This is a genomic window from Xenorhabdus siamensis (genome assembly GCF_037996745.1).
Taxonomy (GTDB): Bacteria; Pseudomonadota; Gammaproteobacteria; order Enterobacterales; family Enterobacteriaceae; genus Xenorhabdus; species Xenorhabdus indica.
Genome location: NZ_JBBMXE010000014.1, coordinates 24,808 through 36,890, shown reverse-complemented (window position 1 = coordinate 36,890; position 12,083 = coordinate 24,808). Strand labels below are relative to the sequence as shown.

Here is a 12,083-nt window from a genome sequence, read left to right as displayed (position 1 = left end):
GGATATGGCGAAAATCAAAAAAATCCCGCCCAAACCAGCCCGTGATGAGGCGTTATGGAAAAAACGGATACATAACGATGTTCCGACCGGTGAGGGTAATACGTTAGGGGAAATCACGGGGCAACCACCGAAATCAACCCAGGTGCCTAAGAAAGCCAACCCAGTTATCAAACCGAATACCCAAGATGAAGGTGGGTTCTTGAATGGTCTAGCTAAGATAGGAAATGCTGTGGTAGATGCCGGAAAAGCTGTGGGTAACGCAGCGATAGGCGTGGGAACAGGTATCGCAAAAAACCTGGGAAATACTGCCATGGATGTTGGAGAACTCGCATGGAAAGGTGTTCAATATGCCGCTGCGGCAGAAATGGAACACGCTGCGATGATGCAAGGTGCCTGGGGTAATGAGGCGGATTCGAAGCAGCTACGTGATGCAGCCAACGCTGTCAGAGAAAACGCGAGTAATACCAATTGGGAGCGGTATACAATGGGGGGATCGGCAGAAGAATTTGGGGATTTCATTGCTGATTTTAACCCTAAAGGCTTAATAAAGGGTGCAATTAAAGGTGGAACTAAGGTGATTTCCAAAATTACCGCCAAGGGAGGAGCAAAGGCAACTACCAAAGCGGGCAAAAAAATTGAGCGGAATACCTCCAATCATCAAAAATCGAAAGAAGATTTAGAAAAACTTAAAAAGGATCTCACAGAGAAGCGAGAAGCCAAAAACGGCGGTAAGGTAAAAGGGGTTAAAAAGACTAAAGTGCCGTGTTTTTCACCTTATAACAGTAAACGATATAAGAAGTTAAAAACGGAGAAAGAACGACAGGCGTTTTTGAAAGAGTATGCAGATCAGCTCCGTAGGCAGCAGGATGCCATTAATAATATGTCACCTAGTGAGTTTAAAACTGCTAGGGATGCTTATAAGAAAAATAAACGGAATAGCAAAGCAGCCAGTGCTCAAGAAGACTTTCGAAATGATACAGAACGAGATATATCGGACAAAATATACCGGGGTCTTATTAGAAAAGGAAAAGACCCAAGTGAAGCAAAAGAAATAGCAAATGTAAAAGCCAAAGAAGCACTTCAAGGATTAGCTGCATTACATGAACCCGATATGGTTGCAGGTGGTTTTGGACAATATGCACCTAAAAAAATGGGAGATTCTAAAATTAACAGTGCTATCGGAGGGAGTTGGAGTGGAAAACGCATCAAATCTCTTGACTCTGGTGCAAAAGATGCAGTTGACAGTGGCTTAGGCGACGCTAAGATGAATGTTCAATTAGAATTATGTCGGGGTAAGGGGAAAAAATAATGCGTGATAAATTTTTTGCATTTTTTATTAAAGAACTAGGAGAGGCGACGCAGCATAAAACTGTTCCGACTGAAGCTATAGAAAAATGGAGAGGAAAATTACCAAATAAATTATTACATTATTGGGAAACTGAGGGTTGGAGCAGCTATCAAGATGGGTTGTTTAGTATTGTCAATCCCGATGATTATGAAGACATTGTCGATATATGGTTAGAAGATACACCATTTGAGTCAATGGATGCTTATCATGTTATTGCTAGAAGTGGATTTGGTAAAATCTATCTTTGTGGTGAAAAAACAGGGATAAATTTATCAATATCTTGTATTTTTAATAAAATTACATACGATAAAGACAATAACTTTAATAAGAATGAAAAAGATTTAGAACTTGATATCGTTAGTTTCTTCTCAAGCAAATCAATTAACCACTTTGATTTAAAAGGTGGCAAAAAAACAGGTATTTTCGCCCAAGCCGTAAAAAAACATGGCCCATTAAATGAAAATGAAATCTTTGGTTTCGAACCTGCCATTGTATTAGGCGGTGAAATTAAACTAGAAAATATCAGAAAATTGGATATGCATATCCACCTAGATATTCTTCGTCAATTTGCAGATCCAGACATTCAAGAGATTTGATTATTTTCTATTGCTAAAGTGACTGTTAAAACAGTCACTTTATGTATTTATTATGAGTATAAATAATGCACGATAAATATTTCGATAGTTTTATTGAAGAATTCGGGGAAGCCAACACTGCTCCGTTAACGACTACACGCAAATGCCGTCATCGCCCAGGCATTTCGCATCCATCGGTCTGTCTCTGTCCAAAACGCCCATTTCGCCTGATGTTCTGCTGAGCCTGAGCTGGCGGTAAGATAATCCGTTGATGTCACATAAAATTCCCTCACCCAGCCATCATAGAGATAAAAGTTCCCCCATTCCTCATAAAGCCGTTCCAGGGCATATTTGGAGGCAATCCGGCTGCCGAGTGATTGACAAAGTTGTTTTGCCTCTGAATAAAACGCTTTCGTCAGGCCGGAGCGCTCAAACCAGGTGTGAACCGTCAAGGTCAATTCGACCTGCTGCCCGGTCTCATCAGTACCGGTGAGCCTGGCTCCGTCAGGATTTTGCTGTACCGTCACCCTATCACCCGATACCGCAATCGCGGGCGAGTTACTCTGCCAGTTCACCCGGTCTGTATTGCCTGTTGTGATAAGGCGAAATTTTGCACCACGCCAGAGTACGGAAGGCCCCCGGAGACCAAACGATTTCTGGTTGGCATTGCCACCCTGGCGGTCAACGGCAACGGTATCAACCAGGCGTAACGGCAGGATAAATTCCACAGAGGAGACGACTTGCTGCTCACCAACGTCAGCAGTGACCGAAGCCTGCCCGGCATGATGACTGACAAGGATTGCGGTTGCATTTCCCTGACGGTCTGTTCTGTCTTCTGCGAAAGTCATCTCGCCAAAATTTCCAGACCAGTCAACCGCTTTATCCGCAAGCCCCTGCCCATGAATATCGGTGACGGTGACAGTAAAAGTCACCCGATCTTCGCCATCCGCCACAGCACGGGTTTTATTGACCCGAATGGTGGATAACAGCACTGCATCAAACGTGACTACAGGGGCGGCCACTTTATGATCGCCGACCTGGATCTGCACCTGATGCTCGCCTGTCAACGTACTGCTCAGCTTAACCTGTGTTTGTCCCTGACTGTCTGTTTCTGTCCGTTCTGAAGACAACACACCGCGATCCGTTTGCCAAATCACCGGCTGATTTTCCACGGGTGATCCCAGTGAATCTTTCACCCTGGCCGTTAACACCACCGCATCCTGCCCATCGCCTTTAGCCCGGACTTTATCCACCGTGATCGCGGGTTTCAGCCGGCGTTCAAACATCACCGGAGCAGCATCAAGGTTTTTTCCCGCCACCTCGGCTTTCACCGTTGCCCTCCCTGCGATGTGGCTGATTAACCGGGCTGTCGCTTCTCCCTGACTGTTTGTCTGTTCCTGCCTGTCCAGCAGTTGCCCGTTATCCGCAGACCACTGCACTTTGCTGTTGGCAACGGGGTGATCTGCTGCATCGCGCACGTTCACTGTATAAAGGATACTGTCCTGACCATCGGCAATCGCGGTTTGTTTGTCCGCCTGAAGCGTATGCGTTAGCGAGGCAATAAAGCGGATCGGAGAAGATATTGCCGTTTCACTGCCAACCGCCACTGTCACTTCTGCATTTCCTGATATTTTGCTGGTTAAATAAGCCGTGGCCTGCCCTTTCGCATCAGTCATTAATGAAAATGAGGAAAACTGGCCGAGCGGGGTCTGCCAGCCAACGGCCTGATTGGGCACAGGTTGACCATCGGCGTTTTTAACCGTGACAGTCAAGGTTGCCCTTGATTTCCCATCCGCTTTAACGCTGTGCTTATCAACGGCGATGTCGGGTATCAGCACCGCATCAAACTGTACCGAAGGTGCAATGACAGCCTCTCCATCCACGGAAACACGTACTGTGTGCAGCCCCTGCTGACGGCTGCGCAGCACGACCGATGCCTGCCCCTGCGTATCCGTGTTCTGCCGGGTTTGGGATAATTCGCCTTTATCACTTGACCAGATAACGGCCTGATTGGAAATGGGAGCGCTTTCCTGATCGGTAACAAGGACGGTGTAGCTTACACTGTCATGACCATCGGCTTTGGCCTGCGTTTTATTCGCTGTCACCTGCCATCGCTTTTCGGTCGGCAGACTCACTATCAGGATTTCTGCCCGGTTGGAACGATTACCCCGATTATCAACGGCAACCCCCGAAAGCCGGACGGGGTTTTTCGTGGTTTTCGGCAACCGTAATGTCACTTTACCTGGTTGCTGATCAAGTATTTTCCCGCCTGCTTGCTGTAATTCAGCCGTATCCAGCTCTAAACGTGCCAACGGATATTTGGTGTGGATAACGGGAAAAAAGGTCACTTCCTTGCCTTCATAGCCTTTAACCGAAGTCGGAAAGGCCAGCGTCAGCAGCGTTTGCTTCTGATAATCCAGTACCATATCACTGCGCCGGTTCACAAAATCCCACTGACTGGATCTCAGATTGCGCAGTGGTGCGACCGCGTTTGGATCAAATTGTTGGCTGAATGGAACACCCAACCGATAATTGAGGTTCAGGGTAAAACGGTTTTCACTGACCCCTTGTTTACCCTGCCGAAAATCGGCGCCCAGTGTCACGAACGGCACGGGCGTGTAAGTCAGCCTGGCGGTGACACTGTACGGGTTTTTCTGGCGTTCTGATCCACCGAATAACGCGACTTCCTGTCCGTCATAGTGTTCATACTTCAACTGCCCGCTCCAGTGCGGAAAAGCCGGCAACCCGGCTTCGGCCTGAATATCCCAGCCATTGGCGGGTCTTGCGTCAAAATCCGTAAGTCGGGAGGGCTTCCAATGGGATAAACGCTGATAAAGGTTGGCAGAGAGTTTGACGTTATCATGCCAGGCTTCTAACCCAAGACTATAACGGTGATGCTGCTCCGGCCACAACGCATCCCAGAAGACATTGGCACCCCATAACCCATTATCGGCTAAATAGCGATAGCCGAATCCGACTGCCGTTGTTGTCTGACCGTGGTGGGTTTTTACTCCTAGTTGGCTGAATGCCGTACCTGAAACCGATTGATAAAAAGGCAACAACCCCTCAAATGAAACGTCTTTTAACGAAAGGTGGCTGTCGAAAGGGAGTGTGATACGGGCATTGCCATATTGGTTCAACCAGGGTGTCAGTGTTGATGTCACCGCAGACGATAACTGCTGTGCAGCCATTGTTTTTGCTGCTTCGTTGGGGGATTGTGACTGCGTGAGTTGCCCCCATTGCGCGGTGATTTCGGCCAGCTTTTGTGCCTGTTGATCCTCTGGTGTGGCCTGACCGGGAAAACTGAGTGACAGGCTTAACAAGCCGACAATCGAAGATTTCGCCCTGCTGAAGCGACGGGATTGGATTTTTTGCACCACGAATTGTGACCCTTTTCATTAATGCTGAAAGGGGTAACATGCCGAAAAAACAGCTTAAGTACCGCGCTTAATTCTTTTTTCGAACATGAAAATTAAACGACGGTCACCCATTGGATTCAAGACGTAATCCACGTACAATATCCATTTTTTCAGCCACCAACACCGCCGCTTCCAGTTCACTGCACTGATGCTCGCGCATTAACGCCCGCCGTTCAGCCTTTTCTTCTTTTTCCGTCATACCCAGCGCCAGATACAGGCTCGGTGGCACCACCCGGAACAACGCTTCGATTTTTTTCGCCAGCACTACCCCTTCGGTATAACAACGGGGAAGTTTACTGGCAGAGAGCAACACGGCTTTCTGCTCTTCATTCAGTTTTTTGAAACGGGCGATTTGCTCGACTTCATCCGGAGGCATAGTCAGGCACAGCCACCATTCCGCCATATTCAGCATTTTTTCAGCCGTATCCGGGTAGTCAGCGAGGTTTTGTGTAGCGAGCCACAGCCAGGCGCCCAGTTTACGCCACATCTTGACGACCTTGGTCATATAGGGGGAGAGCAGCGGGTTGGTGGTGGTGATATGGCCTTCATCAATCACCAGTTGCAGTTCTCTGTCCTGATACTGGTCGCGTTCGGCCAGATTATTCACACTGTTAATCAGTGACACCATCGCCAGCGCCATTTGTGCCGAATAGTTTTCACGCGCCAGCGTACCTAAATCAATCAACGTGACGTCGACTTCCGGCCACGGGGTGCCGGGACGGTTAAACAGTTCCCCTTCAAAACCCTGGGTAAACATCGACATGGCGCCGGCCATTTCATCCGCCCGTGCCCGACGATGTGCCGTGATTAACGGCTGGCCGTGTTCATCCTGTTGATGATTGCGGGCGATGGCATACAGCGCATTCTGTAAATCTGAGGCGATCATCTGGCGTTGTTCTTCATGACTGGTGTGAGCCGCCATCATAATGGCTTCGCGGATCAAACCGCGATCTGAGCGGGTCAGGCGCTCTTCCTCTCTTTTCTCACCGCCGGTGATCATCAGCCGGGCAGCAATTTCCATCTCGCCCAGAATATCGCGCTGTTCATCATTATTGTCGTCTTCCTGTGATTCATCAGGAATGTCCTGCCATTGATTGGGGCTGAGTTGCAGCAGTTGATGGGCATCGGCAAACAGCGCCAGACTGACGCCACAGCCCGGTTTGATACCGATTTTATTGACCGTCAGCCCCAGACTGGCGTAGTAATCGGCGAGTAAACCAAAACTGTTCCCCGCTTCGACAATAAACAGGCGCGGTCGGTGGATAGCCATCAGTTGAACCAGAGAAGCACACAGGGTGGCGGATTTGCCTGCCCCGGTCGGACCAAACAGCAATACCGCGATTAAAGAAGCTGAACCCCGGATGCCCGGTGCCGGTTGAACGCCCGGTAACCGGCAATAACCCGGCCAGATGCTGTACCCAGGTCAGACGGCTGTACCAATATTTCCTGTCCTTCTGTGGGTTAAAACACATGGGCAGGGCGCGTAAATAGGCATTCAGCGGGGAAACACTGAACTCTGGTCGCACCGGTTGTAATCCGGTGCTCAGCAGGGTTGACGATAACTGATGCACCCGCTGGTTCAGGTCAGTGACATCCTTGCCGCACATCAGAAAGGTCAGTGCACTGCGGTACAGTTTATGGCGTCGTCCCAGTAAGGCTTTGACCTCCTGCACATCCTGCCGGACACGCGCCGATTCGGTATTTTCCCCCACGGCATTTTTTGCCAGCCGGGTAAAATTTTCTTCCAGCGTATCCTGTGCCTGCGCCACAATGGTCAGGGAAACTACGGTGCCTCCCGGCATCATATCCATCAGCGTATTGATATTATCGCCCCGTTTCACTTCACCCGTCAGCGTGCCCGGCTCCGGCGGGCGACGCAGACGTTCAACCGGAATGGCTTTATGCGGCAATCCATCAAACCACCAGAGTCCGTTTTCGGGATCAGATACCGGTGGGTTAAACCACAGGCTTTCAGCAAAGTCATTGTTAACTGGGAGTTCGGGTGACGTAGAGGTTTCATAACTCACCGTACGGTAAAAATCGGCTTTTGCCATGCCCCAGTCCGGGGATGGATTAAAATGACGCAGCAACCAGCTGTGGATCTGCTCGCCATCTTGCCGGGTTGCCACAATACCGGCTGATGCCAGTGAGGAAACCAGTCGTGCACAGACCTGATTGAGTGCAGCAACGGAAGATGACGTCGGGTTGTTTGCCTGCGATTGGTGAGCAGGCAGCCAGCGATAGACGGCCATACGCGTCTGGCGCTGCTGTCCGCGCCACGGTTGCCCGGTAATTAAGCTGTCGTGAAATATCCCCTCAGGCCGGGCAATGCTGTTCAGATGGCGTTCGGACTCGGCCAGAAAGGCCGCCGTAAAAGCGGTACCTTGCGCCCAGGGTTTGACATAGTTTCGTATCGTGTTGAGGTAACTGGATGGATCATCTTCGTCCTGACAAAAGAACTGTACCACCCACGGCGAAATATCGTCTTCCTCCAGACTGTCCTGGATCGCATCTTCCAGCTGATCCCGGATTTCAATCAGCCGCTCCATTGGACGCCCTTCGGTAGCAACAGGTTCGATGCGATAGACCGCACCCACGGAAATCCCGTCATCCAGCAACAGGCATTGCCCGTCTTCCAGATATTCCACCCAGGGCAGGTAATCAATGATGGAGGGACTGGCCCGGTAAATCGCGGCTTCATCGGCTTCACGCAACTTGCCGGGGCGGTGCAGCGGTTTGGGAATTTCCATCACAGGGCCTCCGTGCGTTCACCCGGCAGGGCGTACTGCACCTGCTGATAAAACGGGAACACCGTGCTGTAGCCCGGTATCGGCGTATTGCCGGCCGCCAGATGCGGGAAGATATACATCACCATATCGGGATTGGGGAGACGGGGAAACTGCTGGCTGATTTCCTGCTCAACCGAACGGCTGTAATGACAGGGCGCTTCCAGTGCCCGGCGCCGTTCGGTCCCGGTCAACGTTCTGCGCAATGCGGTTCTGGCCTGCACGGCAGTGTGACCCGCTTTATTGCCCTGCCACATCGCCAGCACCGTCTGCTCGCCGGCAGGCAGCAACGTGTCTTTCGAGGTTGAACAACCGGCCATCAGCCCTGACAGACACAACACGACAACAGCGTTTATTTTTCGCATAGCTGAATCTCCGTAATGCCAATGGCGGTAAAGGTGGCAAATTCAGGATGGACGGCCAGTTCCGATACCGTAAACGGCAGACGTTCCCACTGTTCAGACTTAGCCCTGATTTTGCCTGCAATAACCGCTTGCCACTGGATTTCTGTCAGACGAAAGACGGTAAAATCACCGTCACTCAGTAGCCGGCATCTATTGCCAATGGTGAGATATAATCGGCTGTCTTTTTTATGAGAGGGTCGCCAGTCAAGCTGAATCGGTGCCTGTTCAACACAGGGCGTCATATTGATTTGCAGACAGTAAGGCTGGCTGGTGCAAAACAGCCAGTGAGAAGGCGTGTGTTCCATTAATCTAAATCTTCCTGAATATCATGTTGAGTAGGTTCACTAAAGTCGTAGCGCACTTTACGGCCTTTCGTTTCGTAATCCATCGCCAGACTTTGGGTGATATGTACCACAACACCAGCACCGGGCGGGACGTAGACCGCATCAAACGTCTGGCTGTAACGTTGTTTGAGCCATTCGGTGATGTCATTCATGCCACCGGCCAGGGCTTTTCCTAATGCCGCCTGTCCGGCATTGCCCGTTAAAGCGGAAGTGATGCCGCCAGTGCCGTGGGTTTGGGCGGTGCGCTGACTTTCGTTCAGGGCATCCCCGGCCGAATTCATGGCTGAAAGGGCAAACAGGGTCGGCAGATAGGTGCTGGCATTGGATTTACGCTCACCGCTGATACAGGGAATGCCGTTTTCATCAGACAGCCAGCCGATACCCTGCTGATGTTGCCCTGTGCCCGGCAGGGTACGCACGGTGCCATCCTGAAACACAAAGGTGATGGAATTGACCTGTCCGCGCACACAGGAGAGGGTCCAGTCACCACTGGCCGAGCCGGAAACCACCGCGCCTTCCACTTCCGGCAGTTCGATGCCGTTGGCGGTCAGGTTGTCTTTGCCAATCAGAATCTTGAACGGGTAAGGGTCAGTGACTGTGCCATTGACAGGCACCCGGCCTAATAACGCGGTCATCGCCTGACTGCCGACCAGCGTGGCATTTTCCGGCAGGGTATAGACCGGGGTTTCGTTCTTTTCCTTAAGCGAGGGATTCGGTGGGTATTTTGTTCCGTTGCCGGTTGTTCACTTAAAAAAGAAGTCGGGAATTTCGCGACGGTTTGCCGTAAACCACGTTTTGGGTATCAACCGGTTTTTCATCGGCAGGCGTCACCCAGATGAGTTCATCCTGCCCCCTGACTGGACTGGCCGCATACTGATTCCCTGCCAGTCCCAACCCAAGGGGTATTGAACTATCCTGAGCAGGCAACGGTGCTGAATTTAATCGTTCCGTCAGCAAATCAATCTGTGCCAGCAATCCCTGCTGCTCATCCTGTAACTCGCGCCGGCGCTGTTCATTTTCCTGACGGATAGCCGCAACCGCTGCATCTATCTGGCCGGCAACATCATGGCTCTGGTTTCTTAACTGGTCATTTTCTTTCAGGATATCGCTATTCTGCTGGCTTAAGTGTTCTGCTCTGCCCGTACTTTATTGAGGGCACCCACCAGGGTACGCAGGGTATCTTCCGGCGTATCGCCCCCGACACCCAGCGCCTGTAACTCCTCCGGTGACAGCGTGGCCAGCACATTATTCGACGTCGTGCCGGGCGCGGCACCTTCCGTTGAGCTGCAACTTTTGATACCGATAAATCCACCAATAACCAGCACTGTCGGCACCAGTATTTTCACCAACGCATTGGACTTAACCTCCATGACGGTCTCCCGGTTTCACCGATACCGGCTCAGGGATAAAGGCATTATCCGGCAGCCCTTTTGTGACGAGGTACAATACCGTGGTATCCTCCGGTGTTCCCGCTTCCCCCAGCCAGCGATGCTGGAACGTGGCCGCGACAAATTTCCCTTGTAAAGCTCGCGGGTCGAGCGTGATTTTGCGTTTGGCCGTATTGCGCAGTTTCAGCGCGATGACCGTGTGAGGGTGTAATCGCCAGCCTGCCAGCGGCGTAATCGCAATCGGCTCTGACGGGTAAAGCGTCGTGATGGACGGGGGCAGATGCAGATTCACCGGCTGGATGCCGTCACCGGCTCGACGGTACGCAACGGCGCATACAGTTGCTGCGCGGCATAGCGGGTTAAGGCACCGGAACGGGCGCAGATAATTTGGTGTTGTTCAACTGTTGCGATTTATCAGTCGGAAGGGGTTGTTTTTCATCTGGGTAAACAATACGCACGGGTTCCGTTGCACCCGTTTTACTTGCGGTGATATCCAGTAAAATGATTTCGCCGTTTTCGCTGTCCTGCAATTGCAGACGCGTTGGCGAAAAGGCATTGTGGGCTTTCAGGTAAACCGCCCCGCCGGCACTTTGTACCCGCAATTTATCGCGAAGCGTTGGTGGAAAACCGACACGGATATTCCGGTCAGCAAAAATTATCCGCTCCTGACCGACCTTGAGTGCAATGGACAACGGAATGCGTTCCCATTTCATCAGTTCATCAGCTTTTGCGCCCACGCTGAACAGCAATATGCTGACCAGTCCTAACCAAATACGACGGCAGCCAGGTAGATATCCTCTCATTGAAACACGCCCTTTTTCTCTTCCTGTGGTTGTGGCATCGCTTCCAGCCGCTGGGGCATGCCGTCGTAACAATCCAGTGCCAGCCCGAAGGGATTACGCTCGGCATCCCCTTCCCAGCGCACCACTTTCAGCGGATAACGTACCAATGCCCGTTTGACCGGTTCAGCGTGATAGTATTCATCGGCCACCAAATCCAGCCGGACCACCCAGTTATCCCGGTCACGCACCGTCACACTGCGCGTCCCATAGCCCCGGCCGGGAATTTCATACACCACCCGCACCCGGTCAAGCAGCTCGCCACTGTCGGCACGGGTTTTGGCATCTTCCCGCAGAAAATCCTGACAGGCCGGCGTCAGATAAGGGGAAAGCGCATAAATTTTGGCCGGATAGTCCTGTGCCCCGTTTTTCGGCCAGGCATTCAGTTGCTGGAAAATATAAAAGGCAAAGCTGTAGACACTGGTGCGCAGGCACTTCCCACCACGGGCGGGTGCTGCCGCTGCGTAAATCCGGCGGGTTATGAATAGTGAGATTGCGCGGGGAAGCCATCCAGCCCAGCAGGCTCAGCAGCAGCACCCCCACCAAAATCCCACAGGCGATCCGCAGGGTCAGAATATGCTGATCCCGGTTTTTGACTGCATGACGAAAACGACTCATCGCATTCTCCTGCTGCGGCGTAACGACCAGCCCCGGACGGCAATAATCAACGTTGGATCACCGAGACCCAGCCGGCGTTTTTTCTCTTCCAGCTTCAGCCAAATATAATTCTCCGGCTTGCCACGTTTAACCTGCGCAAGCCAGCGTCCGCCAAAGCTAATCAGTAACAAGGGCATCACCAGCATGCCGGTCGGTATCATGACCCAACCGGCTAACGGGATCAGGGGAAGATTGACGGCCAGTCCGAGCACGATCCCGGCCAGTGCGGCCAGTCCCATCTCCGGCGTGGTGAACCCGCGAAACACCACCGGTTCGGCGTTTAAACGGTCAGGTAAGAAAGCGATCGTCTGCATGGTGACGGC

At 51.6% G+C, this 12,083-nt stretch carries 6 protein-coding genes and 4 pseudogenes; 2 read left to right on the top strand and 8 right to left on the bottom strand.

Going from position 1 to position 12,083, the window contains the following annotated elements:
- Positions 1-4 precede the first annotated feature (4 nt).
- Both AAC852_RS14135 and AAC852_RS14130 read left to right on the top strand, forming a co-directional pair.
- The gene (locus AAC852_RS14135; RefSeq protein WP_340621562.1) at positions 5-1,309 is read left to right on the top strand and encodes a polymorphic toxin type 15 domain-containing protein; all 1,305 of its coding nucleotides are present in this window, start codon (positions 5-7) and stop codon (positions 1,307-1,309) included.
- On the top strand, positions 1,309-1,944 hold the full coding sequence (locus AAC852_RS14130; RefSeq protein WP_340621561.1) for a GAD-like domain-containing protein: 636 nt from the start codon (positions 1,309-1,311) through the stop codon (positions 1,942-1,944). Before AAC852_RS14135 ends, AAC852_RS14130 begins: the two co-directional genes overlap by 1 nt.
- A 125-nt stretch (positions 1,945-2,069) precedes the next feature.
- Here the strand turns inward: AAC852_RS14130 and AAC852_RS14125 are convergent, their stop codons facing one another.
- The 8 genes and pseudogenes from AAC852_RS14125 to AAC852_RS14090 form a co-directional block, all read right to left on the bottom strand.
- Positions 2,070-5,303 carry an Ig-like domain-containing protein gene (locus AAC852_RS14125; RefSeq protein ID WP_340621560.1) on the bottom strand — a complete coding sequence of 1,078 codons (3,234 nt, stop codon included), beginning with the start codon at positions 5,301-5,303 and terminating at the stop codon, positions 2,070-2,072.
- 103 nt (positions 5,304-5,406) lie between these two features.
- Positions 5,407-8,092: pseudogene (locus AAC852_RS14120) on the bottom strand (conjugative transfer ATPase).
- Positions 8,092-8,493 (bottom strand): TIGR03751 family conjugal transfer lipoprotein, encoded by a 402-nt coding sequence (locus tag AAC852_RS14115; RefSeq protein ID WP_340621559.1) that lies wholly within the window; start codon positions 8,491-8,493, stop codon positions 8,092-8,094. The pseudogene AAC852_RS14120 and the gene AAC852_RS14115 overlap by 1 nt, the downstream one beginning before the upstream one ends.
- Complete coding sequence (locus AAC852_RS14110) at positions 8,481-8,837, bottom strand: hypothetical protein (RefSeq protein ID WP_340621558.1); 357 nt, start codon at positions 8,835-8,837, stop codon at positions 8,481-8,483. Before AAC852_RS14110 ends, AAC852_RS14115 begins: the two co-directional genes overlap by 13 nt.
- Positions 8,837-10,246, bottom strand: a pseudogene (locus AAC852_RS14105) (TIGR03752 family integrating conjugative element protein). Before AAC852_RS14105 ends, AAC852_RS14110 begins: the two are co-directional and overlap by 1 nt.
- A pseudogene (locus tag AAC852_RS14100) lies at positions 10,236-11,067 on the bottom strand (TIGR03749 family integrating conjugative element protein). The pseudogenes AAC852_RS14105 and AAC852_RS14100 overlap by 11 nt, the downstream one beginning before the upstream one ends.
- Positions 11,064-11,721, bottom strand: a pseudogene (locus AAC852_RS14095) (PFL_4703 family integrating conjugative element protein). The pseudogenes AAC852_RS14100 and AAC852_RS14095 overlap by 4 nt, the downstream one beginning before the upstream one ends.
- A complete protein-coding gene (locus tag AAC852_RS14090) occupies positions 11,718-12,074 on the bottom strand; it encodes a TIGR03750 family conjugal transfer protein (protein WP_340621557.1) in 357 nt (118 codons plus the stop codon). The pseudogene AAC852_RS14095 and the gene AAC852_RS14090 overlap by 4 nt, the downstream one beginning before the upstream one ends.
- Between the last annotated feature and the right edge of the window lie 9 nt (positions 12,075-12,083).